19 protein-coding genes are annotated in these 22,870 nt (G+C 68.4%); 9 read left to right on the top strand and 10 right to left on the bottom strand.

Features of this window, described 5'->3' with window-relative positions:
* Positions 1-164 precede the first annotated feature (164 nt).
* Genes ACT54X_RS11995 through ACT54X_RS11975 form a run of 5 tightly spaced genes read left to right on the top strand, consistent with a single transcriptional unit; the run spans position 165 to position 4,727 of the window.
* Positions 165-1,355 (top strand): ABC transporter substrate-binding protein, encoded by a 1,191-nt coding sequence (locus ACT54X_RS11995; protein ID WP_294370617.1) that lies wholly within the window; start codon positions 165-167, stop codon positions 1,353-1,355.
* 34 nt (positions 1,356-1,389) lie between these two features.
* Positions 1,390-2,253, top strand: a complete 864-nt coding sequence (locus tag ACT54X_RS11990; protein WP_294370619.1) for a branched-chain amino acid ABC transporter permease — start codon at positions 1,390-1,392, stop codon at positions 2,251-2,253.
* The gene (locus ACT54X_RS11985; RefSeq protein WP_294370620.1) at positions 2,250-3,215 is read left to right on the top strand and encodes a branched-chain amino acid ABC transporter permease; all 966 of its coding nucleotides are present in this window, start codon (positions 2,250-2,252) and stop codon (positions 3,213-3,215) included. The genes ACT54X_RS11990 and ACT54X_RS11985 overlap by 4 nt, the downstream gene beginning before the upstream one ends.
* On the top strand, positions 3,212-4,009 hold the full coding sequence (locus ACT54X_RS11980) for an ABC transporter ATP-binding protein (RefSeq protein WP_476346687.1): 798 nt from the start codon (positions 3,212-3,214) through the stop codon (positions 4,007-4,009). The genes ACT54X_RS11985 and ACT54X_RS11980 overlap by 4 nt, the downstream gene beginning before the upstream one ends.
* The gene (locus tag ACT54X_RS11975; RefSeq protein WP_354322285.1) at positions 4,002-4,727 is read left to right on the top strand and encodes an ABC transporter ATP-binding protein; all 726 of its coding nucleotides are present in this window, start codon (positions 4,002-4,004) and stop codon (positions 4,725-4,727) included. Before ACT54X_RS11980 ends, ACT54X_RS11975 begins: the two co-directional genes overlap by 8 nt.
* Positions 4,728-4,734: 7 nt before the next feature.
* On the opposite strand, the gene ACT54X_RS11970 is transcribed toward ACT54X_RS11975, so the two are convergent.
* Positions 4,735-5,619 (bottom strand): LysR family transcriptional regulator, encoded by an 885-nt coding sequence (locus tag ACT54X_RS11970; RefSeq protein WP_354322284.1) that lies wholly within the window; start codon positions 5,617-5,619, stop codon positions 4,735-4,737.
* A gap of 149 nt (positions 5,620-5,768) precedes the next feature.
* Between ACT54X_RS11970 and ACT54X_RS11965 the strand changes: the two genes are divergently transcribed.
* Positions 5,769-7,256, top strand: coding sequence for a nucleobase:cation symporter-2 family protein (locus tag ACT54X_RS11965; protein ID WP_294370627.1), 1,488 nt, complete (start codon positions 5,769-5,771; stop codon positions 7,254-7,256).
* Positions 7,257-7,377: 121 nt separating this feature from the next.
* On the opposite strand, the gene ACT54X_RS11960 is transcribed toward ACT54X_RS11965, so the two are convergent.
* The 5 genes from ACT54X_RS11960 to ACT54X_RS11940 form a co-directional block, all read right to left on the bottom strand.
* Entirely contained in the window at positions 7,378-9,486 is a 2,109-nt protein-coding gene (locus tag ACT54X_RS11960; protein ID WP_366934701.1) for a TonB-dependent receptor, read from the bottom strand.
* A 157-nt stretch (positions 9,487-9,643) separates the two neighbouring features.
* Complete coding sequence (locus ACT54X_RS11955) at positions 9,644-9,895, bottom strand: hypothetical protein (RefSeq protein ID WP_294370779.1); 252 nt, start codon at positions 9,893-9,895, stop codon at positions 9,644-9,646.
* Positions 9,892-11,103, bottom strand: a complete 1,212-nt coding sequence (locus ACT54X_RS11950; RefSeq protein ID WP_294370631.1) for a PepSY-associated TM helix domain-containing protein — start codon at positions 11,101-11,103, stop codon at positions 9,892-9,894. Before ACT54X_RS11950 ends, ACT54X_RS11955 begins: the two co-directional genes overlap by 4 nt.
* A gap of 30 nt (positions 11,104-11,133) precedes the next feature.
* Complete coding sequence (locus ACT54X_RS11945) at positions 11,134-13,254, bottom strand: TonB-dependent siderophore receptor (protein WP_354322282.1); 2,121 nt, start codon at positions 13,252-13,254, stop codon at positions 11,134-11,136.
* A gap of 189 nt (positions 13,255-13,443) precedes the next feature.
* Complete coding sequence (locus ACT54X_RS11940; RefSeq protein WP_114802262.1) at positions 13,444-13,839, bottom strand: hypothetical protein; 396 nt, start codon at positions 13,837-13,839, stop codon at positions 13,444-13,446.
* A gap of 408 nt (positions 13,840-14,247) precedes the next feature.
* Here ACT54X_RS11940 and groES point away from each other — a divergent pair, with 408 nt between their 5' ends.
* Both groES and groL read left to right on the top strand, forming a co-directional pair.
* Positions 14,248-14,538, top strand: coding sequence for a co-chaperone GroES (gene groES, locus ACT54X_RS11935; RefSeq protein WP_017757321.1), 291 nt, complete (start codon positions 14,248-14,250; stop codon positions 14,536-14,538).
* Between the two features lie 29 nt (positions 14,539-14,567).
* Positions 14,568-16,208, top strand: coding sequence for a chaperonin GroEL (gene groL / locus ACT54X_RS11930; protein WP_043113290.1), 1,641 nt, complete (start codon positions 14,568-14,570; stop codon positions 16,206-16,208).
* Between the two features lie 186 nt (positions 16,209-16,394).
* Here groL and ACT54X_RS11925 read toward each other — a convergent pair whose 3' ends face one another.
* The 3 genes from ACT54X_RS11925 to tal form a co-directional block, all read right to left on the bottom strand.
* Positions 16,395-18,632, bottom strand: a complete 2,238-nt coding sequence (locus ACT54X_RS11925; RefSeq protein WP_294370639.1) for an NADP-dependent isocitrate dehydrogenase — start codon at positions 18,630-18,632, stop codon at positions 16,395-16,397.
* Between the two features lie 134 nt (positions 18,633-18,766).
* The gene (gene pgi, locus ACT54X_RS11920) at positions 18,767-20,317 is read right to left on the bottom strand and encodes a glucose-6-phosphate isomerase (protein WP_294370640.1); all 1,551 of its coding nucleotides are present in this window, start codon (positions 20,315-20,317) and stop codon (positions 18,767-18,769) included.
* Positions 20,317-21,270 (bottom strand): transaldolase, encoded by a 954-nt coding sequence (gene tal / locus ACT54X_RS11915; RefSeq protein WP_294370642.1) that lies wholly within the window; start codon positions 21,268-21,270, stop codon positions 20,317-20,319. The genes pgi and tal overlap by 1 nt, the downstream gene beginning before the upstream one ends.
* A gap of 131 nt (positions 21,271-21,401) precedes the next feature.
* Between tal and ACT54X_RS11910 the strand changes: the two genes are divergently transcribed.
* Positions 21,402-22,082 (top strand): lipocalin family protein, encoded by a 681-nt coding sequence (locus ACT54X_RS11910; protein WP_294370644.1) that lies wholly within the window; start codon positions 21,402-21,404, stop codon positions 22,080-22,082.
* A gap of 36 nt (positions 22,083-22,118) precedes the next feature.
* On the opposite strand, the gene ACT54X_RS11905 is transcribed toward ACT54X_RS11910, so the two are convergent.
* Positions 22,119-22,757, bottom strand: a complete 639-nt coding sequence (locus ACT54X_RS11905; protein ID WP_294370646.1) for an HAD family hydrolase — start codon at positions 22,755-22,757, stop codon at positions 22,119-22,121.
* Positions 22,758-22,870: the final 113 nt, after the last annotated feature.

Genomic DNA, 22,870 nt, shown 5'->3' with positions numbered 1-22,870 from the left:
GTTTCTTGCTCACTTCGTGTAGCCGAATCCCCCCTCAAGGGGGCGCACTCCGCGGCCTGGCGAAGCCAGTTCCGCGAGTGCACCCGCATGGCCTGCTCCGCGGCCAACTGCTGTTCGGCCTGCACGTTGCTTTTCTGCCTTTTTCTAATCACGAGGAACCCGCGATGACCGTCACCAAGAGAAGCGCCCTGGGCGCGATCGCCTTCGCCTGCCTGGGGCTCATGGGCGCTGCCGCGCAGGCGGCGGAGCCGCTGCGCATCGGGCTGATCGCCACCTACTCGGGGCCCTATGCCGACTACGGCCGGCAGTTCGATGCCGGGGTGGCGCTCTACCTCAAGGAGCATGGCGGCAAGATCGCCGGACGGACGGTGGAGATCGTCAAGAAGGACACGGCCGGCCCCGCGCCCGATGCCGCCAAGCGCATCGCGCAGGAGCTGATCGTGCGCGACAAGGTCAGCGTGCTGACCGGGCTGGACTTCAGCCCCAATGCCTATGCCGTGGGCGCCGTGGCAGCACAGGCCAAGGTGCCGGTGGTGGTGATGAATGCCGCCTCGTCCGGCATCACCACCAGCTCGCCCTATGTGGCGCGCGTTTCCTTCACCGTGCAGCAGATGGCCGACCCGATGGCCCGCTGGATGCTCAAGAACGGCGTCAAGGAGGCCTACACCGTGGTGGCCGACTATGCCTCGGGCACCGATGCCGAAACGGCCTTCAAGAAGGCCTTCACCGAAGGCGGCGGCAAGGTGGTGGGCGAGGTGCGCACGCCCATGAACAACCCCGACTTCTCGGCCTATGTGCAACGCATCAAGGACGCCAAGCCGCAGGCGGTGTTCTTCTTCTTTCCCTCGGGCGTGATGCCGCCGGCCTTCCTGAAGGTCTGGAAGGAGCGCGGCATGGAAGAAGCCGGCATCAAGCTCTTCGCCACGGGCGAGGCCACCGACGACAGCTATCTGCAGGCCACCGGCGACGTGGCCCTGGGCCTGGTGACGGCGCATCACTATTCCTATGCCCACAAGTCGGCCAAGAACGAGAAGTTCGTGAAGGACTTCGTGGCCGAGTTCGGCACGCAGCTGCGCCCCAGCTATTTCGCCATCACCGCCTACGACGCCATGACGGCCATCGACCTGGCCTACAAGAAGGCGGGCGCCGAGGCCTCGGGCGACAAGGTGATGGAAGCGCTCAAGGGTGTCGCCTTCGAAAGCCCGCGCGGCCCCATCGAGATCGACCCGGCCACGCGCGACATCGTGCAGACGGTCTACATCCGCAAGGTCGAGAAGACCAAGGACGGCCAGCTGGTCAACGTGGAGTTCGACAAGTTCGACCGCGTGAAGGACCCGGCCAAGGAAGCCAAGTAAGGCGAGCCGGCGGCGCGCGGAGGAACAGCGGCAGATGGCGGTCGTGCTTTTCGACGGGGTGGCCTACGGCATGCTCCTCTTCCTGATGGCGGTGGGGCTGTCCGTGACCATGGGGCTGATGAACTTCGTCAACCTGGCGCACGGCAGCTTCGCCATGGCGGGCGGCTATGCGGCGGCGGTGCTGATGAATGCCCACGGCGTGGGCTTCGGCCTGGCGCTGCTGGCGGCCTTCGTGGCCTCGGCGCTGCTGGGCGCGGTGTTGGAGTGGCTGCTGTACCGGCGACTCTACCGCGCGCATCCGCTGGATCAGGTGCTGCTGTCCATCGGCCTGGTGTTCGTCTCCATCGCGGCCTTCACCTGGCTCTTCGGGCCCACGCTGCAGCCCTTCACGCTGCCACCGTGGCTGCAGGGCCAGGTCGAGGTGGCGGGCGTGGGGCTGGGCCGCTACCGCCTGTTCCTGATCGGCTGCGGCCTGGCGGTGCTGGCCGCGCTGCTGCTGGCACTGGGCCGCACCCGCTACGGCGCCATGGTGCGCGCGGCGGTGGACAACCAGCGCGTGGCGGCCGGCACCGGCATCCATGTGCAGCGGTTGTTTCTGCTGACCTTCTCGCTGGGCTGTGGCCTGGCCGGCCTGGGCGGCGCGCTGAGCCTGGGCGTGCTGGGGCTGGAGCCCGGCTTTGCCCTGAAGTACCTCGTGTACTTCCTGCTGGTGGTGTGCGTGGGCGGGGCCGGCACCATCACCGGCCCCTTCGCCGCGGCGCTGCTGGTGGGCATCGTCGACGTGGCCGGCAAGTACTACCTGCCGCAGGCGGGCGCCTTCCTGATCTATGGCGTGATGATCGTGATGCTGCTGCTTCGGCCGCACGGCCTGGTGGTGCGCAAGGGAGTGACGGCATGAGCGCGCCGCGACCTCAGCTTGCGGCCGAAGTCGCCTTCTGGGCGGTCCTGGCCAGTTGCTTCTTCCTGATGCCCGAGCAGCTCACGCTGATGAGTCAGGTGCTGATCTTCGGCCTCTTCGCCGTGTCGCTGGACATGGCGCTGGGCTACGCGGGCATCCTCACGGTGGGCCATGCCGCCTTCTTCGGCGCCGGCGCCTATGCGGCCGGCCTGCTGGCCAAGCATGGCTGGGGCGAGCCGATCAGCGGCCTGGCCGTGGCGCTGGCCGTCGGCCTGGCGCTGGGCTGGCTGCTGAGCTGGCTGGTCGTGCGCGGCACCGACCTGGCGCGGCTGATGATCACCATCGCCGTCTGCGTGCTGCTCTACGAGCTGGCCAACCGGCTGTCTGCCATCACCGGCGGCACCGACGGGCTGCAGGGCATGGCGGTGTCGCCGCTGCTGGGCAGTTTCGAGTTCGACTTCTTCGGCCGCACGGCCTTCGTCTACAGCTTCGTAGTGGTGCTGGCCGTCTTCCTGGTGGTGCGGCGGGTGCTGCGTTCGCCCTTCGGCATGGCACTGCGCGGCATCCACGACAACCGCAAGCGCATGCTGGCGCTGGGCACGCCGGTGGATGCGCGGCTGCGCATGGCCTATGCCTTCTCCGCCGGCGTGGCGGCCATCGCCGGTGCGCTGCTGGCGCAGACCACGCAGTTCGTCGGCATCGAGTCCATCGGCTTCAACCGCTCGGCCGAGGTGCTGATCATCCTTGTGCTGGGCGGCACGGGCAGGCTCTATGGCGGCATGCTGGGCGCGGTGGTCTACATGCTGGTGCACGACCGCTTCGCCGACATGAATCCGCAGTACTGGATGTTCTGGCTGGGGCTGTTCCTGATCGCTGCGGTGCTGGTGGGCCGCGGGGGGCTGATGGGGTTGCTGGCCCGGCTGACGCAAAGGCGTCGCAAGCCAGTGGGAGAAACGACATGAGCGCGGCGCCCCTGCTGCTCCAGACGGACAACCTGGGCGTGCGCTTCGGCGCCTTCCAGGCCGTGGCGGGCGTCAACCTGTCGCTCGCGGCTGGCGATCGGCATGCGCTCATCGGCCCCAACGGCGCCGGCAAGACCACGCTGATCAACCTGCTGACCGGCGTGCTCAAGCCCTCCGAAGGCCGTGTGCAGTTGGACGGGCAGGAGGTGACCGCCTGGTCGCCCGATGCGCGGGTGCGCCGCGGCCTCGCCCGCACCTTCCAGATCAACGCCCTCTTCCCGCGTCTCACACCCCTGCAGTCGGTGCTGCTGGCCCTGGCCGAGCGCGAGCGCATCGGCGCCGTGTGGTGGAAGCCGATGGGCCGCTACCGGCCGCTGCATGACGAGGCCGAGCGCTTGCTGGCCCTGCTGCGGCTGGGCGACCTGGCTCATGTGCCTGTCGCCGAGCTCGCCTACGGCAAGCAGCGCCTGCTGGAAATCGCCCTGGCCATGGCCACCCGCCCGCGCGTGCTGCTGCTGGACGAGCCCGCTGCCGGCGTCCCCAAGGACGAGAGCGGCGAGATCTTCGACGCCGTCGCATCGCTGCCCGCCGACGTGGCGGTGCTGTTCATCGAGCACGACATGCAGCTCGTCTTCCGTTTCGCCCGCCGCATCTCGGTGCTGGTGGCCGGCCAACTGCTGACCGAGGGCACGCCCGCCGAGATCGCCGCCGACCCGCGGGTGCGCGAGGTGTACCTGGGCCGCGCCCATGCGCACCTGCCGGGCGCCCGCACGCAGGAGCCCGCCCATGGCTGAGACCGCGCAACTCGCCTTCGACGGCGTGGTCGCCGGCTACGGCCAGGCGGTGGTGCTCGACCGGCTGAGCTTCTCGCTCGCACCCGGCCGCAGCCTGGCGATCCTGGGCCGCAACGGCGTGGGCAAGACCACGCTGCTGGAGACGCTGATGGGTCACACGCGTGTGACGCGCGGCGCCATCCGCTGGCAGGGCGAGGACATCACGCAGTGGGCGCCGCACCGCCGCGCCCGCGCCGGCCTGGGCTGGGTGCCGCAGGAGCGCGAGGTCTTCCCCTCGCTCACCGTCGAGGAGAACCTGCGCGTGATCGCGCGGCCGGGCGCGTGGACGCTGGCGCGCGTGTACGGCCTCTTCCCGCGCCTGCGCGAACGCCGCGGCAACCAGGGCCATCAGCTCTCCGGCGGCGAGCAGCAGATGCTGGCCATCGGCCGGGCGCTGATGACCAACCCCTCGCTGCTGCTGCTGGACGAACCGATGGAAGGCCTGGCGCCCATCGTGGTGGAGGAACTGGCCGCCGCCATCCGCCAGCTGTGCGAGGGCGAAGGCCTGGCCTCGGTGGTGGTCGAGCAGCATCCGGTGCTGGCCCTGGAGATGACGCACGAGGCCATCGTGCTGGAGCGCGGCACGGTGGTGCATTCAGGGCCGAGCGCAACGCTGGCGCAGGATGCGGCACTGCTCGAAGGGCTTCTGGGCGTGGGCATCGCCGCCGAGGGCGCCTGAGGCTGGCTCAAAGCCGCGCACCCGTCGCCGCCATCAGCTGCTCCCGAAAGGCCGCCACCGCCGGCGACGGCGAATGCGCCGGCGCCCTCAGCAGCGTGAGCATGCGCGCCACCTGCGGCCGGCCTACGGTGCGCACCGCCAGCCCATGCCAGACCGCCAGCGGCCGCAGCGCCATCGTCACCACGGCCACGCCCAGCCCTTCGCGGGCCAGGCCCATCATGGTCCAGGGCAGCGCGATCTCGAAGGCATAGTCCAGCGCGATGCCGCGGGCGGCCAGCTTTTCCTCCAGCAGCGTGCGCACCGGATTGCCGGGCAGATAGCCGATCACCGGCGACCGCGCCAGCTGCGACCATTCCAGCGACCGGCGCGCGGCCAGCGGATGGTCGGGCGCCATCACCGCAACGAACTCGTCCGACTGCAGTGGTGAGGCCACCAGGTCGGTGCGGGCATCGGTCTGCGTGGCGATGCCCAGGTCGGCCGCGCCGCTGCGCACCAGGGCGTGCACCTCGTGCTCGGGCACATCGTGCAGCACCACCCGCACCCCGGGATGCGACTCGCCGAAGGCGCGGATCACCGGCGGCAGCAGCAGCGCGCACTGGGCGTTGGGCGCCGCGACCGCCACCCGGCCGCGAGCGAAGCGGCCGAAGTCCTGCGCGTCGGCCACCAGGTGGTCCCAGTCCGCCACCAGCCGGCGCGCAGCCGGCAGCAGCGCCGCACCGGCGTCGGTCATGCGGCAGGCGCGCGTGTGGCGGTCGAAAAGGCGCGCGCCAAGTTCCCGCTCCAGCTTGCCCAGCGCCGCGCTGAGCGAGGACTGCGACATGCCCAGTCGCTCCGCCGCCCGCGTGAAATGGCCGCTTTCGGCCACAGCCAGGAAAACCCTGAGCTCCGGCAAGGAAGACTTGATTGCCAAGGGAAACCGCCCTTTCCGCGCCCATTGATCGAAGGACGCGATTGAATTATCGGATTGACCGTCTTTGACGATTTTTGGCTTTCTCTATGCTTCGCGCCAGCCCCACGATTGAGGGCGAGGAGTTCGTCCCCATGAGTTCGTCTGCTTCGTTGTCCGTGCACCCCGTCGACCAGAAGCTGCCCAGTGGCAAGCTGGCCGCGCTGGGCCTGCAGCATGTGCTGGTGATGTACGCCGGCGCCGTCGCCGTGCCGCTGATCGTGGGCCGTGCGCTCAAGCTCAGCCCGCAGGAGGTGGCGCTGCTGATCTCGGCCGACCTCTTCTGTTGCGGCCTGGTCACGCTGATCCAGGCGCTGGGCGCCACGCAGTGGTTCGGCATCCGCCTGCCGGTGATGATGGGCGTGACCTTCGCATCGGTGGCGCCGATGGTGGCCATCGCCAACGGCAACCCGGGCCAGGCCGGGGCGCAATTGCTCTTCGGCTCGATCATCGGCGCGGGCATCGTCTCGATCCTGATCGCGCCGCTGGTCAGCCGCATGCTGCGCTTCTTTCCGCCGGTGGTGACCGGCACCATCATCGCGGTCATCGGCATTACGCTCATGCGCGTGGGCATCAACTGGATCTTCGGCAACCCGGTGGGCCCGACGGCTCCGGCCGTGGTCGATCCGGCTTATGCCAAGTGGCTGGCCGATGTCACGTCGCCCGGCTCCTCGCTGCCACCGGCGCCCAAGGGCATCGCGCTGATGCCCACGGTGCCCAACCCCAAGTACGCGGACCTCTCCGGCGTGGGCATCTCGGCGCTGGTGCTGGTGTCCATCCTGCTGATCGTGAAGTTCGCCAAGGGCTTCGTGGCCAACATCTCGGTGCTGCTGGGCATCGTCATCGGCGCCATCGCGGCGGCGGCCATGGGCCTGATGACCTTCGACAAGGTGGCCAAGGCCGCCTGGGTGGACGTGGTGCTGCCCTTCCACTTCGGCATGCCGATCTTCGACCCGGTTCTGATCTTCACCATGACGCTGGTGATGATCGTGGTGATGATCGAGTCGACCGGCATGTTCCTCGCGCTGGGCGAGATGACCGACCGCAAGGTGGGCCAGCAGGACCTGGCCCGCGGCCTGCGCACTGACGGCCTGGGCACGCTGATCGGCGGCATCTTCAACACCTTTCCCTACACCAGCTTCTCGCAGAACGTGGGCCTGGTGGCGGTGACCGGCGTGAAGAGCCGCTTCGTCTGCGTGGCCGGCGGCGTGATTTTGATCGTGCTGGGGCTGCTGCCCAAGATGGCGGCACTGGTGGAGTCGCTGCCCACCGTGGTGCTGGGCGGCGCGGGCCTGGTGATGTTCGGCATGGTGCTGGCCACGGGCATCCGCATCCTGAGCGGCGTGGACTTCAAGACCAACCGCCACAACGCGATGATCGTGGCCGTCTCCATCGGCATCGGCATGATTCCGCTGCTGGCGCCCAACTTCAAGCAGTGGATGCCGCACGGCATCCATCCGCTGATCGAGTCGGGCATCCTGCTGACCTCGATCACGGCGGTGGTGCTGAACCTGTTCCTGAACGGCGCGCGGCATGACGAGGCGGCGAGCATCGCCGCGGCGCGGCAGGCGGAGGCGCACTGATCGGCGCCCCCTTCCCTGCGCCCCCGATGAAGAAAGCCGCCGGGTCGCCCCGGCGGCTTTTTTCTTTGTGCGGACAGATCGGCTACGGCGCTCCTGCCGAAGCGCTGCGCGAACCGCAGCGTCAGAAGCTGTACGTCCCGCCCATCCCCACCGTCCACGTCCGTCCCGGCGCCGGCTCGAAATAGCGCGCATTGCCTTCGTTGACGATCACGGAGCCGGCGTAGCGCCGGTCGAACAGGTTGTCGATGCGGGCAAAGGCATTCAAGTCCCAGCGACCGAGCTTGAGCACGTAACCCGCGTGGATGGCCGCCACTGCATAGCCCGGCGCCCGGGCGGTGTTCAGGTCGTTGGCCCAGACCTTGGCGACGGCGCGCAGCTCGGCGCCCGCACGCCAGCCCTGCGGCGGCATCCAGCCGTAGGCCGCATACAGCGACTGGCTGGCCACGCCGGGCAGGCGACGGCCGGCCGGCACGAGGTTGGCAGCGCTGCAGGGAGAGGGCGTGCAGAAGGCGTCCTGGTAGCGCGCATCGAGCCAGGTGTAGGCCAGCTGCGTGCGCCAGTGGTCCTCGGTCTCGTGCTGCCAGCCCAGTTCCACGCCCTGCCGCCTGGTGCGCCCGGCATTGCGGAAGGTGGAGCGGCCGCCGACGTTGGTGTCGGTGACGATCTCGTCCTGGGTCCGCGTCTGGAACAGCGCCGCCGTGAGCATGCCACCGGCCAGCCGGGCCTTGGCGCCCAGCTCGACGTTGTCGCTCACCGAGGGGCGCAGCCCGAAGTTGAGGCCGCCCACGCCATCCGACCGGTACGAGAGCTCGTTGAGCGTCGGCGTCTCGAAGCCGCGGCCGGCGGACACATACAGCGCCAGGTCCCGTATCGGCGTCCAGCGCAGCGAGGCCACGGGCAGCGTGCGGCTGTAGGCGGCGGTGCCGCTGTCGTCGCCATTGGCGGCGGTGATGTAGCGGTCCTGCGAATCGAAGTGCACGCGGCTGCGACGCACGCCGAATTCGGCCGACCAGTCGGGCGCAAAGCGCCAGGTGGCCTGGGCATAGGGGTCGACGTTGAAGACCTCGTTGCGCTCGTTCCGGCGCAGGCGGCCCTGCACGCCCAGCATCGGCTGCGCGGCGCTGCCCAGGTAGTTCTCGTAGCCGCGCCGCCATTCGCGCAGGCTGTCGTAGCCCAGGCCGGCGACCAGCTCGAAGGGCCGGCCCGCCAGATCGAACTTGCCGGTCCAGCGCAGATCGGCACCCGCATAGTGGCGGTCCAGGTCGATCACGCCGCCGGCATGGCGCGGGTTCTGCTGCGCCGAGGGCGGGATGGACTGGTACTGCGTCGTGCCGCGCTCGCCGCCGTACAGCATCACCCGCACGGACTGCTGCGCGCCCAGCGGCTGCTCGAACACCATGCCGGCCTGGCTCTGCGTCACCGTCTTGCGGGTGTTGTACTGCGTCGCCACATCGGCGCTGCGCGGCGCGGTGGCGAACTGCTGCGCGGTCAGGCCCAGCGGATCCTGCGCATCGACCGTCACGCGGTTGAACACCAGCGTGAGCTTGCCGCCCTGGTCGAGGTCGATGCCCACGCGCCCATTGGCCAGGTCGCGCTGCGCGGCCGAATGCGCGCGCCAGCCATCGGTCGAATAGCGGCTCGCGCTGAGCCGCCAGTCGACGGCGCCCTGCTTGCCGCTGCCGACCAGGCCCGTGCGCCAGGTGCCGTTGCTGCCGCCGGCCACGCTGTACGACAGGCTGGCCGGTGCCTCGCCCGACGCCGTGAAGGCCTGCACCACGCCGCCGGACGAATTGCCGTACAGGGCCGAGAACGGCCCGCGCAGCACGTCGATGCGCTCCAGCGAGGCGATGTCGATGTTGGAGGTCTGGCCTTGCCCGTCGGGCAGCGTGGCGGGAATGCCGTCCACATACAGCCGCACGCCGCGCACGCCGAAGGTGGAGCGGGCGCCGAAGCCGCGGATGGAGAGTTGCAGGTCCTGCGCGAAGTTCTGCCGGTCGCGGATCTGCAGGCCCGGCACGGCGCCCAGGCCTTCGCTCAGTTGCGCGCCCAGCCGGTTGTCGCGCAGATCGGCGCCCTCGACGCGGTCCACCGAGCCCGGCACGGCAAACGCCGGCTGTGGTCCGCTGGGCGTGCTCACCGTCACCTCGGGCAGCTGTCCGGCCACCGACACCTGCGCGGCGGCCACCCCCGCCTGGGCCGTCGCCACCACCACCCCCACCGTCTTCGCCATGCGCCATGTGTTCATGGGCGGGCATTCTGCGGGAGGCCGACGCCCGGCCGCGTCGGTGCAGGCGCCTATTGCCGTGGCCGGACAACCTTGTGGCGCAATGGCACACACGACGGTGGCGCGGCCGCGTACACCTCGTGCGGTGATCGATCGAGACGACTCAACGCCGCAGCCAGCCCCACCAGAGGCAGGCGGCCACGGGCGCACCCAGGGTCAGCCAGCCCAGCCAGTCGCCAAAGCCGCCATCGCTGAACAGCGAAGAGACCAGGCCGATGGCGGTCGAGACGCCGAAGACGAGCGGCCAGCCCCACATGCCGCCCCAGGGTCGATGGTCGGCGCCGGGATTCGCTGGAGCGCCATCGGCGACGCTCGCCCCACGATGCCCCGTGGCATCCGCCGGACGGGCCCTCATCGCGGGGACTCCAGGCGCGTGCGTGCCTGCACGGGCTGCGGCTGCAGGGACGCGGGGCATTCGGTCCCGGCCGAGGCGGCGCCCGCCTTGCCTTGTGACCGGTGCACATGCGCCGGATCGCCCTTGCGCAGCCACAGGTACAGCCCGCTGCCCAGCACGATGATGGTCGCGATGTCCAGCAGCGCCCACAGTATCTGCATCGGCATGCCGCCGTAGTCGCCGAAGTGCAGCGGCTGCGACACCAGCAGCGCCGTCACGTACCACGGCAGCTTCGGCGCCGCGGTGACCTCTGCCGTGCGCGCATCCACCAGCACCGGCTGCAGCAACCGCGAGGTGAGCGGCTCCTGCCCGCGCAGGAAGAAGGTGGTGTGGTGCGGGCTCGAGAACGCCGTGCCCGGGAACGCAATGAAGGACAGGCGCTTGTCCGGCGCCTGGGCCTTGGCGGCCTCGAGCGCCCGCTGCAGCGGCGCGCGCTCGGCCACCGGCACCAGCGGCTGACCCTGATAGGGCGCCAGCAGCGCGCTCAGCTGGTCGTGCTGCCAGTACTTGATCACCAGGTCGGCCCAAGTGTTGATCATGCCCGTGGCGCCCACCACGAAGGCCCAGGTCAGGGTGACGATGCCCAGCAGGTTGTGCAGGTCCAGCCACTTGGCGCGCGGCCGTCTGTCGCGCCGCACGGTGCCGAATTCGAGCTTGCGCATGAAGGGCGCGTACAGCACCGTGCCGCTGACCAGCGCCACCAGCAGCAACAGGCCCATGAGTCCCAGGAAGAGCTTGCCCGGAAGGCCGGCGAACAGGTCGACGTGCAGCTTGAACATGATCCACATGAAGCCCTGGTCGAAGCGCGGCTGGGCCAGCACCTGGCCGGTGCGCGCGTCCACCGCCACCGAGCGGAAATCGTCGGTGGGCGCGGGCGTCGGCGTCAGGGTGACGAACCAGATGTCCTCGCTGTCCTCGTCGTGCGAGGCGAACTGCACCACCCGGTCCGGATGCTGGGCGCGCGCCACTTCGAGCGCGCGGTCCAGGCTCACGCGCGGCGTGTCGGCGGGCATCTTCGGTGCCTCCACCTCGGTGCCGAGCAGGTGGCCGATCTCGTGGTGGAAGATCAGCGGCAGGCCCGTGAGGCACAACAGGAGCATGAACGCCGTACAGACGAGGCTGCTCCATTTGTGCACCCAGGCCCAGGTCTTGATGGTCTTGCTGTCCATGCGCATATCGTGGGGTCCCGGCGATGCCGATCAGAAGCGGTAGGTGGCGCTGGCCACGATGTTGCGGCGGGCGCCCCACCAGCAGTCGCCGCGCGACAGGCAGGTGCTGTAGTACACCTTGTCGGTCGCGTTGTTCACATTGAGGGCATAGCGCCATTGGTCGGTCTCGTAGGCGAAGACGAAGTCCAGCAGCGCCACCGACGGGATCTGCGGCCCGGCGGCGCCGCCCGAGGTGTCGCGGAAGCTGCCCATGTAGCGCACGCCCGCGCCGGCCGAGAAGCCGGGCGTGCCCGCGATGGCGAAGCGGTACTTGGCCCAGACGCTCGCTTGGTGGCGCGGCAGGCCCTCCAGCAGCGGATCGAGGTCGGTGTAGTTGTAGTGGGCCACGACATCCAGGTCGCGCGTGAACGAGCCCTTGGCCTCCAGTTCCACGCCGCGCGTGCGGGTGACACCCAACTGGTCGAAGACATTGGGCAGGGTCTGGACGATCTGGTTCTTTTCCTTCAGGTCGTAGACGGCGGCGCTGAAGGCCAATGATCGGCCCGGCGGCTCGTAGCGCACACCGGCCTCCCATTGCTCGCCCCGCAAGGGCCTGAAGGTCTGCCCCAGGCGCGGCGACTGCGGCGTGAAGGACTCGGCATAGCTCAGGTACGGCGCCCAACCGGAGTCGAAGCCGTAGAGCAGACCGAAGCGCCTTGTGTTGGCCGAGTCGCGCTGCGCCTCGCTGCCGTCGGACTGGCTGCGGGTGCTGTCGTGGCGCAGGCCAGCCACGAAGGTCCAGCGGCCGAGCTTCATCTGGTCCTGCACGTAGATGCCGGACTGCCGCTGCTCGGTGCGCGGCAGCGGCGCACGCACCGGCGACTGCACGTTGCCGTACACCGGTGCGTAGGCGTCGATGGTGCTGTAGCTGGTGCCGCTCCACACGCGCTCGTGCTGGCGGGAGAAGTCGGCGCCCAGCAGCAGCGTGTGCTGCAGCGCGCCGGTGGCGAAGCGGCCCTCGACATGGTTGTCGAGGTTGGCGATCTGGTTGCGGGTCAGGCTGCTGTCGGTGTAGCGGCCCAGCCGACGCTGGCCGATCGGGTCCGCGCCCCAGCCGCCGGGGATGGTGAAGAAGTCCCCGTAGCTGTAGTGCGCGTCGTTCACGTTGCGCGCCACGCGGAAGTTCTGCCGCACGGCCCACTGGTCGTTGAAGCGGTGCTCGAACTGCCAGCCGAAAGTGCGGCGGGTGCTGTCGTAGTGGTCGCCGGCCTCGCCGATGAAGCGGTCGGTGGGCAAACGGCCATTCGGGTTGGGCAGGATCGTGCCCTGCCACGGGAAGAACTGCGACGAGCTGCCGCTCTTGTCCTGCTGCCACAGGCCCTGCAGGGTCAGCGACGTCATGGCCGTGGGCCGCCAGGTGAGCGAGGGCGCAAGCAGTTGCCGGTCGTCCGGCACATGGTCGACCTGCGTGTCGGACTTGCGGGCCACGGCGATCAGCCGATAGGCCAGCGTGCCTTCGGCATTCAGCGGGCCGGTCAGGTCGGCCTGCAGCTGGCGGCGGTTCCAGCTGCCCAACTGCACGCCCACTTCGCGCTGCGTCTCGAACAGCGGCCGCTTGCTGACCATGTTGACCACGCCCGCGGCCGTGCCGGCGCCGAAGAGCATGCCGGAAGGTCCGCGCAGCACTTCCAGCCGCTCGAGCGTGTAGGGGTCGGTGCGGGTGGTGCTGGTGTAGTAGCCGTAGGCCTGCTTGAGGCCGTCGAGGTAGACGTCCGGCGTCGAGCCGCGCACGCGCACGGCATCGTTGCGCGAGTCCAGGCCGTAGGCGTCCGAGCGCACGCCAGCGGCATAGCCCAGCGCGTCCTGCAGGTTCGTGGCGCCCTGGTCCACGATCTGGTCGCGCGTCACGATGGTCACGGATTGCGGCGTCTCGGCCAGGGGGGTGTCGGTCTTGGTGGCCGTGGCGCTGCGCGTGGCGCGGTAGCCGATGACCGGCGAGGTGGCGGTCTCGGCCGGTGCCTCGGCATCGACACGCACCGTCGGCAAGGTGTTCGCAGCCGATGAAACCGCGGGTACCTGGGCCGAGGCTGCGGCCGTGCTCAGCAGAAGTACCCAGGCACTCTGGACCACCCCTGGGCGGCGCGGAGACGGCAACGATGCGTCGAAAGGCATGGACAAGCGATCCTCATAACAATACAACTGAGAACAATTTTTATTCTAAGTTGACGTGATGCTGACGCTGCGGCATGGGCTGGCGCCGCCTGTGGGAATGCATGGTGGCCGCCATTGAAAAAGGCGCCCGCAGGCGCCTATGAAGGAAGACACGGGCCGGCCCCTCTGGCCTCCCCGCGCAGGGTGGGCTTATTCAGCGCCTTGCTGGGCAGCGCTCGTGTTGCCGCGGATCGCCCAGGTGGTACCGCCGACCACGGTGCTCGGAGCGATGCCGGCGAAGAAGCGCTGGTCGCCCCGCGAGCCGACCTGCACGTTCTGGTCGGGCGCATGGGCGGCCGCAACGGCTTCGGCCTGCACTGAGGCGCGCAGGCGCGGCGAGCTCATCACCGGCGTGGTGTGGGCCAGGGCGCCTTCGGCGTAGAGATCGGGGCCATGGGCGGCAGCGACACCCTGGGTCTGCACTTCGGCGCGGCTGAGGTTGGAGTTGAACTGGAGCACGCCTTCGTATTCCTCGGCATGAACGGCACCGGCGGCGGCGAACAGGGCGAGCGCGGCGGCAGCGAGGGTCTTGGAAGTCTTGGTCATGATGTTGTCCTTTTCTGTAGCGAGGATGGGTCACCCACTGAGAGCCTGCGGGGCGACGGGTCGTCGCCGAGCGGTGGCGGCGCTTGGGGTTTCATCGGCGCCGTGGAATGAATGATGCGCCCGCAAAGCCGCGTTACTGCGTGCCAAGCCGTGGCCGGAACGTTTCCATCACGCGAACAATTAATGGATTCAACAGCCCCGATTGTTCGCAACGAATAGTCAAGTCCTGACTTGCCGGCTGCCGTCCAGACACGCTGTAGGCCCGCGCCCTGTTGAAACGCCGCCAAAAGTCCTTATGATTAGCACTCGCTGGCGGTGAGTGCTAACAGCACCGGCGCCAAGTGGATGGCAGGGCCTCGCTGCCCCGCCGCACAACCCTCATTCCGTCCCTCTTCCAGGAGATTCCTAATGAAACTTCGTCCTCTGCACGATCGCGTGATCGTCAAGCGCGTTGAAAGCGAAACCAAGACCGCCTCGGGCATCGTGATCCCCGACAACGCCGCCGAGAAGCCGGACCAGGGTGAAGTCCTCGCTGTCGGCCCCGGCAAGCGCAACGACAAGGGCGACTTCGTCGTCCTGAACATCAAGGTCGGCGACCGCGTGCTGTTCGGCAAGTACTCCGGCCAGACCGTCAAGGTCGATGGCGAAGAGCTGCTGGTCATGAAGGAAGACGACCTGTTCGCGGTCGTCGAGAAGTAATCAATCCCCGGATCTAGGAGAAACACAAAATGGCAGCAAAAGACGTGGTCTTCGGCGGCGACGCCCGCGCACGCATGGTCGAAGGCGTGAACATCCTCGCCAACGCCGTCAAGGTGACCCTGGGCCCCAAGGGCCGCAACGTGGTGCTCGAGCGCTCCTTCGGCGCCCCCACCGTGACCAAGGACGGTGTGTCCGTGGCCAAGGAAATCGAGCTGAAGGACAAGCTGCAGAACATGGGCGCCCAGCTCGTGAAGGAAGTGGCCTCCAAGACCAGCGACAACGCCGGTGATGGCACCACCACCGCCACCGTGCTGGCCCAGGCCATCGTGCGCGAAGGCTCCAAGTACGTGGCCGCCGGCCTGAACCCGATGGACCTGAAGCGCGGCATCGACAAGGCGGTCGCCGCTCTGGTCGAAGCGCTGAAGAAGTCCAGCAAGGCCACCACGACCTCCAAGGAAATCGCCCAGGTCGGCTCCATCTCGGCCAACAGCGACACCGACGTCGGCCAGATCATTGCTGACGCGATGGACAAGGTCGGCAAGGAAGGCGTGATCACCGTCGAAGACGGCAAGAGCCTGGCCAACGAGCTGGACGTCGTCGAAGGCATGCAGTTCGACCGCGGCTACCTGTCGCCCTACTTCATCAACAACCCCGAGAAGCAGGCCGCACTGCTGGACAACCCGTTTGTCCTGCTGTTCGACAAGAAGATCAGCAACATCCGTGACCTGCTGCCCACGCTGGAAGCCGTGGCCAAGGCCGGCCGTCCGCTGCTGATCATTGCCGAAGAAGTCGACGGCGAAGCGCTGGCGACCCTGGTGGTCAACACCATCCGCGGCATCCTGAAGGTCGTGGCCGTCAAGGCACCTGGCTTCGGCGACCGCCGCAAGGCCATGCTGGAAGACATCGCCATCCTGACCGGCGGCAAGGTCATCGCTGAAGAAGTGGGCCTGTCGCTCGAGAAGGTGACCCTGGCCGACCTGGGCCAGGCCAAGCGCATCGAAGTGGGCAAGGAAAACACCACCATCATCGATGGCGCCGGTGCCGCGGCCGACATCGAAGCCCGCGTCAAGCAGATCCGCATCCAGATCGAGGAAGCCACCAGCGACTACGACCGCGAGAAGCTGCAAGAGCGCGTGGCCAAGCTGGCCGGCGGCGTGGCCGTGATCAAGGTCGGCGCTGCCACCGAAGTCGAAATGAAGGAAAAGAAGGCCCGCGTCGAAGACGCCCTGCACGCCACGCGTGCCGCGGTGGAAGAAGGCGTGGTGGCCGGTGGTGGCGTGGCCCTGCTGCGTGCCAAGCAAGCCGTCGGTGACATCAAGGGCGACAACGCCGACCAGGACGCCGGCATCAAGCTGATCCTGAAGGCCATCGAAGCGCCCCTGCGCGAGATCGTTGCCAACGCCGGTGGCGAGCCGAGCGTGGTCGTGAACGCCGTGCTGCAAGGCAAGGGCAACTACGGCTTCAACGCCGCCAACGACACCTATGGCGACATGATCGAGATGGGCATCCTGGACCCGACCAAGGTGACCCGCACCGCCCTGCAGAACGCCGCTTCCGTGGCTGCCCTGCTGCTGACGACCGAGTGCATGGTCGCCGAAGCGCCGAAGGACGAGTCCGCAGCGCCTGCCATGCCCGGTGGCATGGGTGGCATGGGCGGCATGGACATGTAATTCAAATCGAGCGCGCTGCTGCGCGCTCGATTTGGCTCTGTTCAAGTCAGATCAAAAAGCCGGGCAGAGCCCGGCTTTTTTCATGGGTGCCCGCCTGCGCGCTGCTTCGGCGGGGCGAAAAAAAGCCGTCGCATGCGACGGCTTTCTCGTTGATGGGCCGGGGCTGCACTGCAGCCCGGAACCCGATCAGGCAGCGACGCTGGCCAGGTCCTCGTTGAAGGTCTTGCTGGGGCGCATCACGGCTTCGGTCTTGGCCGGGTCGGTCTTGTAGTAGCCGCCGATGTCGGCCGGCTTGCCCTGCACCTCGGCCAGTTCGGCGACGATCTTCTGCTCGTCGGCGGCCAGCTTCTCGGCCAGGGGCTTGAACTTGGCCGCCAGCTCGGCGTCCTCGGTCTGCTCGGCCAGGGCCTGGGCCCAGTACAGCGCGATGTAGAAGTGGCTGCCGCGGTTGTCCAGCTGGCCGGTCTTGGGGCTCGGACCCTTGTTGTTGTCCAGCAGCTTGCCGGTGGCGGTGTCCAGCGCCTTGGCCAGCACCTTCGCCTTGGCATTGCTGTTCTTGATGCCCAGCTCTTCCAGGCTCACGGCCAGGGCCAGGAACTCGCCCAGCGAATCCCAGCGCAGGTGGTTCTCTTCCACCAATTGCTGAACGTGCTTCGGGGCCGAGCCGCCAGCGCCCGTCTCGTACATGCCGCCGCCAGCCATCAGCGGCACGATCGACAGCATCTTGGCCGAGGTGCCCAGTTCCATGATCGGGAACAGGTCGGTCAGGTAGTCGCGCAGGATGTTGCCGGTGGCGCTGATGGTGTCCAGGCCGCGGATCACGCGCTCCAGCGTGTAACGCATCGCGCGCACCTGGCTCATGATCTGGATGTCCAGGCCGGTCGTGTTGTGCTCATGCAGGTACATCTTGACCTTGGTGATCAGCTGCGCCTCGTGCGGGCGGTACTGGTCCAGCCAGAAGACCACGGGCATGCCGGAATTGCGGGCGCGGGTGACGGCCAGCTTGACCCAGTCGCGGATGGCGGCGTCCTTGACCTGGCACATGCGCCAGATGTCGCCCTGCTCCACGTTCTGGCTCATCAGCACTTCGCCGGTGGCCAGGTCGGTGATGTTGGCGACGCCGTCCTCGGGAATCTCGAAGGTCTTGTCGTGCGAGCCGTATTCCTCGGCCTGCTGCGCCATCAGGCCGACGTTGGGCACGGTGCCCATGGTCTTGGGGTCGAAGGCGCCGTGCCACTTGCAGAAGTTGATGATCTCCTGGTAGATGCGGGCGAAGGTCGACTCCGGCATCACGGCCTTGACGTCCTTCAGGCGGCCGTTGGCGTCCCACATCTTGCCGCCGTTGCGGATCATCGCGGGCATGGAGGCGTCCACGATGATGTCGTTGGGCGAGTGGAAGTTGGTGATGCCCTTGGCGGAGTCCACCATGGCCAGCTCGGGCCGGTGCTCGTGGCAGGCATGCAGGTCACGCTTGATCTCGTCCTGCTTGGCCGTCGGCAGCGTCGCGATCTTGTTGTAGAGGTCGACCATGCCGTTGTTGACGTTCACGCCCAGCTCGTCGAACAGCTTGCCGTGCTTCTCGAAGGCGTCCTTGTAGAAGATCTTCACGCAGTGGCCGAACACGATGGGGTGCGAGACCTTCATCATGGTGGCCTTGACGTGCAGCGAGAACATCACGCCGGTTTCGCGGGCGTCCTCGATCTCCTTCTCGTAGAAGGCCAGCAGCGCCTTCTTGCTCATGAACATCGAGTCGATGACTTCACGGTCGAGCAACGACACCTTCGGCTTGAGCACGATGGTCTTGCCGCTCTTGGTGATCAGCTCCATCTTGACGTCGCGGGCGCGGTCCAGCGTCATCGACTTTTCGCCGTGGTAGAAGTCGCCGGCGTGCATGTGCGACACATGCGAGCGCGAGGCCTGGCTCCACGGCGCCATGCTGTGCGGGTTCTTGCGGGCGTATTCCTTGACGGCCTTGGGCGCGCGGCGGTCGGAGTTGCCTTCGCGCAGCACGGGGTTGACGGCAGAACCGGTGCACTTGTTGTAGCGCGCGCGGATGTCCTTCTCTTCGTCGGTCTGCGGGTTCTCAGGGAAGTCGGGGATCTTGTAGCCCTTGTCCTGCAGCTCCTTGATGGCGGCCTTGAGCTGGGCCACCGAGGCGCTGATGTTGGGCAGCTTGATGATGTTGGCTTCGGGCTTGAGCGTGAGCTTGCCGAGCGCAGCGAGGTTGTCCGGCACGCGCTGCTCTTCGGTCAGGCACTCCGGGAACTGGCCGAGGATGCGGGCGGCCACCGAGATGTCGCTGGTCTGCACGTCGACGCCTGCGGCCTGCGCGAAGGTGCGGACGATGGGCAGGAAGGAGGCGGTGGCGAGCGCGGGCGCTTCGTCGGTCAGGGTGTAGATGATGGTCGGAGACGTCGTGCTCATGGCGCTGGGATGTCCTTGGAGAAGATGGTCGGAATCGGGTCCGGCGGGCATTTTCGCTCTGATCGGCGCAGGCGTCGCCAGACGGACTTCGGCCCGGACGCCAGGCCCGGGCCGAGGAAGGGAAAGCGGCGTGATCAGCCCTGTTTCAGCCGACCCAGCAACTGGGCCGTGGAGGCGTCCAGCCCCTGCACGTCGCCGCTGGCGAGCCGCGGCTCCAGGTCCTTGGCCAGTACCTTGCCCAGCTCCACGCCCCATTGGTCGAAGCTGTTGATGCCCCAGATCGCGCCGCTGACGAACACCCGGTGCTCGTACATGGCGATGAAGGCGCCCAACGACTCGGGCGTAAGCTCGTCCAGCACGAAGAAGCTGCTCGGCCGGTTGCCGGGGAAGTTGCGATGCCCGCCCGCGTCGGCCTTGCCCACCATCAGCGCCTGCGCCTGCGCGAGGGCGTTGGCGAGCAGCTTGGCATGGTGGCCTTCGAGCGAATGCGCCGGCTGGCGGACGGCCACGAATTCCAGCGGCACCACGTCCGTGCCCTGGTGCAGCATCTGGAAGTAGGCATGCTGGCCGTTGGTGCCCGGCTCGCCCCACAGCACGGGCGAGGTGCCCACGGCGAGCGGCCGGCCGTCCTGGTCCACCTGCTTGCCGTTGCTTTCCATCTCCAGCTGCTGCAGGTAGGCCGGCACGCGGCGCAGCGCGCTGTGGTACGGCGCGATGCAGCGGCTGGTGAAGCCCAGGAAGTTGCGGTACCAGACATCCAGCAGGCCCAGCCGCACCGGCAGGTTGTGGGCCAACGGCGCGGTGCGGAAATGCTCGTCCATGGCATGGGCACCCGCCAGCAGACGGCGGAAGCCTTCGGCCCCCACAGCCAGCGCGACGGGCAGGCCGATGGCCGACCACATCGAATAGCGGCCGCCCACCCAGTCCCAGAAGCCGAAGGTGGTGTCGATGCCGAAGGCGCGCGCCGCATCGACGTTGGTGGTGAGCGCCGCGAAGTGGCCGGCGATGTCGGTGCCGCCGGACTGCTCGTACCAGCGCTTGGCCGACTGGGCGTTGGCCATGGTCTCGGCCGTGGTGAAGGTCTTGGAGGCGATCAGGAACAGCGTGTGCTCCGGCGCCAGGCCCTTGAGCACGCCGGCCAGTTCATGCCCATCCACGTTGGACACGAAGTGGAAATGCTTGCCCGGCGCCACCTGCTCGGCCAGCGCCAGCACGGCCATCTGCGGGCCGAGGTCGGAGCCGCCAATGCCGATGTTGACCACGTCGGTGATGGTGTGGTCGGACCGCACCTTCTCGGCGTAGGTCAGCATGGCGTCCAGCGTCTCGTGCACCGCCGGCAGCTCGGCTGCGGCAGCCGGGGCCAGGCCCGTGGCACCGGCGGGCGTGCGCAGCAGCCAGTGCATGACGGCGCGGCCTTCGGTGCTGTTGATCGGCTCCCCGGCGAAGAGCGCGGCCCGCTTCGCTTCCAGGCCGCAGTCGGCGGCCAGCTGCAGCAGGACCTGCTCGACCTCGGCGTCGATCAGGTTCTTGGACAGGTCCGCGAAGATGTTCGGCGCCTCCTGGCTCAGGCCAGCGGCGCGGCTGGCATCGCCGGCGAAGGCCTGGCGCAGGTCGAAGCCCTGGCGCTCTGCACGCAGGGCCTGGAGGCGGGCCCAGGCGGGCGTCTGCTCGCAGCGCACGGGCATCAGGCGGCTCCCATCAGCTTGTCGAGCTTGACCGCATCGGCCGTGAAGCCGCGGATGCCCTCGGCCAGCTTCTCGGTGGCCATGGCGTCTTCGTTGAGCGCGAAGCGGAAGGCCGGCTCGTCGAGCGTGACCTTGGGGATGTCGGCGCGGTCGCGCGCCGAGGCGGCGTCCAGGGCCAGCGCGAGCGGTGCCTCGCTGGCGGCCAGCTCGGCCAGCAGCTCGGGGCTGATGGTCAGCAGGTCGCAGCCGGCCAGCGCACCGATCTGGCCCACGTTGCGGAAGCTCGCGCCCATCACCTCGGTGGCGATGCCGTGGCGCTTGTAGTAGTCGAAGATGCGGCGCACGGACTTCACGCCTGGGTCGTTGGCGCCGGCATTGGCGGCCTCGTCCCAGCTGCCGCCAGCGCTCTTCTTGTACCAGTCGTAGATGCGGCCCACGAAGGGCGAGATGAGCTTGACGCCCGCCGCACCGCAGGCCACGGCCTGGGCGAAGGAGAACAGGAGCGTCAGGTTGGTGTGGATGCCACGGGCCTCCAGCTCGCGCGCGGCCTCGATGCCCTCCCAGGTGGCAGCGATCTTGATCAGCAGCCGCTTCTCGACGTCGATGCCCTCGGCCTTGTACAGATCGACCAGCCGCAGTGCACGGGCCACGGTGGCCGTGGTGTCGAAGGAAAGGCGCGCGTCCACCTCGGTCGACACCCGGCCAGGCACCAGCGCCAGGATCTCGCAGCCGAAGCGCACCAGCAGCCGGTCCACGATCTCGTCCAGCGGCCGGCCGGCATGGCGCGACAGGGCCTCGTCGAGCAGCGGCCGGTACTCGGGCTTCTGCACCGCCTTCAGGATCAGCGACGGGTTGGTGGTCGCGTCCTGCGGCTTGAACTGGGCGAGCTGACGGAAGTCACCGGTGTCGGCGACCACGGTGGTCCATTGGCGGAGGGCGTCGAGTTGGTTCATGCAAACGATTATGTCGCGCGACTGTGGCGCAACCCGCGTGCGCACGCGGCTTTTGGCTGGTGGCTGACAGGCCACGCGCGCCGGGGACGCTAAGTTGTCATGCTGTTCCGATCCACTCACCGGGAGACCCCATGAGCCGTACCGGCCACGACCTGAGCGAGAGCCAGGCCCTCGATAACGACCACGCCACCAGCCACCGCATCGCGCTGCTCGCGGCCGCCTTCTGCGTGGGCGGAATCGCCGCCATGGCGGGCCTGAAGTGGGCCCGCCGCCGGCAGTTGCCCGCCGGCCCCGCGGACGGCGCCCCGTTGATGCGCGCACCGCTCCAGGTGGTCGCGCCGGTGGACCTCAAGCGCTATGCGGGCGTCTGGTACGAGCAGGCCCGGCTGCCCAACCGTTTCGAGAAGGCCTGCGGCGGTACCGTGTCGGCTGAATACACCCCGCTGCCGGACGGCACGGTCGAGGTGCGCAACCGCTGCCTCCGGCAGGACGGCCAGGTGGACGAGTCGGTGGGCATCGCCCACGCCGTGCGCGTGGCAGGCCTGCCCGGCGCCGGCCGTCTGGCGGTGAGCTTCGCACCCGCATGGCTGCGCTGGCTTCCGGTCGTGTGGGGCGACTACTGGATCCTCAAGCTCGACCGCGACTACCAGGTGGCGCTGGTGGGCACGCCCAAGCGCGACTACCTGTGGGTGCTCTCGCGCGTGCAGCACCTCGACGAGGCGAGCCTGGCCACCGAACTGGACTACGCCCGCACGCTGGGCTTCGACATCGACCAGGTCGTGCGAAGCGGCGCGCAGGACGCGCCCGCCTGAGCGGGCCACGCAAGCGCCCAGGCCCGCGGCACGTGCTCAGGTGCCAAGCGCCTTGTCCACCATCCGCGGCAGTTGCGCAGCGAGCGCAGCCGGCGAGGTGCAGTGCAGCGCCTGCCAGCCCAGGGCCATCGCCGACTCCACGTTCGGCACCGAGTCGTCGATGAACAGGGTGTCGGCAGGCACCAGACCATGACGCCACGCCAGCAATTCGAAGATCTCGGTATTCGGCTTGATGCGCTTGACGTCGCCCGAGAACACGCCGCCGTCGAAGCGCCCGAACAGTTCGGGCAGGCGACGCTCCAGCGCCCGCGCGTAGGGCAGCGGCATGTTCGAGAGGTAATAGAGCTTGAGCGACGCGCCCGCGTCGCGCTGCTCGGCCAGCCGGGCCAGCATGTCGACGGTGACGGCCACGGGCTGAAGGATCTCGCCCAAGGGCACGACCAGTTCTCTGACCGCATCCGGCGGAAGCTGGAGTCGCTGGGCGGTGCGCGCCGCCACGTCCTCGGCTTCCCGCAAGCCGCCGTCGAAATCCAGCCAGTCCTGATGGTGAAAGAAGGCCCGGACCAGCGCATGGGCCGAGGCGTCGTCGGCCGCCCGCTGCGGGAAGTGCTTTTTCAGGTGATCGGCGGGTTGCCAGTCGATGAGCACGCCGCCGAGATCGAAGACCAGGTTCATGGCGCGATTGTCGTCCGCCCTCTGCAGGCCCTGGCCAGCAAGCCAGCAAGACCCGTCATGCGGCGTACATCCGTGGATGCGGCATGTGGCGCGCCGCTTACAGTCGGGGCCCC

The sequence above is a fragment of the Pseudacidovorax sp. DMC4 genome, from assembly GCF_056314265.1.
Note: the sequence above shows the minus strand (reverse complement) of the source record. Positions and strands in the feature narration are given on the sequence as shown.

Bases quoted from the DNA above. Each gene is read 5' to 3' on its own strand.
- ACT54X_RS11955 (WP_294370779.1), bottom strand. From the start codon at position 9,895: ATGAGGGCCCGTCCGGCGGATGCCACGGGGCATCGTGGGGCGAGCGTC.
- ACT54X_RS11980 (WP_476346687.1), top strand. From the start codon at position 3,212: ATGAGCGCGGCGCCCCTGCTGCTCCAGACGGACAACCTGGGCGTGCGC.
- ACT54X_RS11950 (WP_294370631.1), bottom strand. From the start codon at position 11,103: ATGGACAGCAAGACCATCAAGACCTGGGCCTGGGTGCACAAATGGAGC.
- ACT54X_RS11910 (WP_294370644.1), top strand. From the start codon at position 21,402: ATGAGCCGTACCGGCCACGACCTGAGCGAGAGCCAGGCCCTCGATAAC.
- ACT54X_RS11965 (WP_294370627.1), top strand. From the start codon at position 5,769: ATGAGTTCGTCTGCTTCGTTGTCCGTGCACCCCGTCGACCAGAAGCTG.
- ACT54X_RS11940 (WP_114802262.1), bottom strand. From the start codon at position 13,839: ATGACCAAGACTTCCAAGACCCTCGCTGCCGCCGCGCTCGCCCTGTTC.
- ACT54X_RS11945 (WP_354322282.1), bottom strand. From the start codon at position 13,254: ATGCCTTTCGACGCATCGTTGCCGTCTCCGCGCCGCCCAGGGGTGGTC.
- ACT54X_RS11960 (WP_366934701.1), bottom strand. From the start codon at position 9,486: ATGGCGAAGACGGTGGGGGTGGTGGTGGCGACGGCCCAGGCGGGGGTG.
- groL (WP_043113290.1), top strand. From the start codon at position 14,568: ATGGCAGCAAAAGACGTGGTCTTCGGCGGCGACGCCCGCGCACGCATG.
- tal (WP_294370642.1), bottom strand. From the start codon at position 21,270: ATGAACCAACTCGACGCCCTCCGCCAATGGACCACCGTGGTCGCCGAC.
- ACT54X_RS11990 (WP_294370619.1), top strand. From the start codon at position 1,390: ATGGCGGTCGTGCTTTTCGACGGGGTGGCCTACGGCATGCTCCTCTTC.
- ACT54X_RS11925 (WP_294370639.1), bottom strand. From the start codon at position 18,632: ATGAGCACGACGTCTCCGACCATCATCTACACCCTGACCGACGAAGCG.
- ACT54X_RS11985 (WP_294370620.1), top strand. From the start codon at position 2,250: ATGAGCGCGCCGCGACCTCAGCTTGCGGCCGAAGTCGCCTTCTGGGCG.
- pgi (WP_294370640.1), bottom strand. From the start codon at position 20,317: ATGCCCGTGCGCTGCGAGCAGACGCCCGCCTGGGCCCGCCTCCAGGCC.
- ACT54X_RS11995 (WP_294370617.1), top strand. From the start codon at position 165: ATGACCGTCACCAAGAGAAGCGCCCTGGGCGCGATCGCCTTCGCCTGC.
- groES (WP_017757321.1), top strand. From the start codon at position 14,248: ATGAAACTTCGTCCTCTGCACGATCGCGTGATCGTCAAGCGCGTTGAA.
- ACT54X_RS11905 (WP_294370646.1), bottom strand. From the start codon at position 22,757: ATGAACCTGGTCTTCGATCTCGGCGGCGTGCTCATCGACTGGCAACCC.
- ACT54X_RS11975 (WP_354322285.1), top strand. From the start codon at position 4,002: ATGGCTGAGACCGCGCAACTCGCCTTCGACGGCGTGGTCGCCGGCTAC.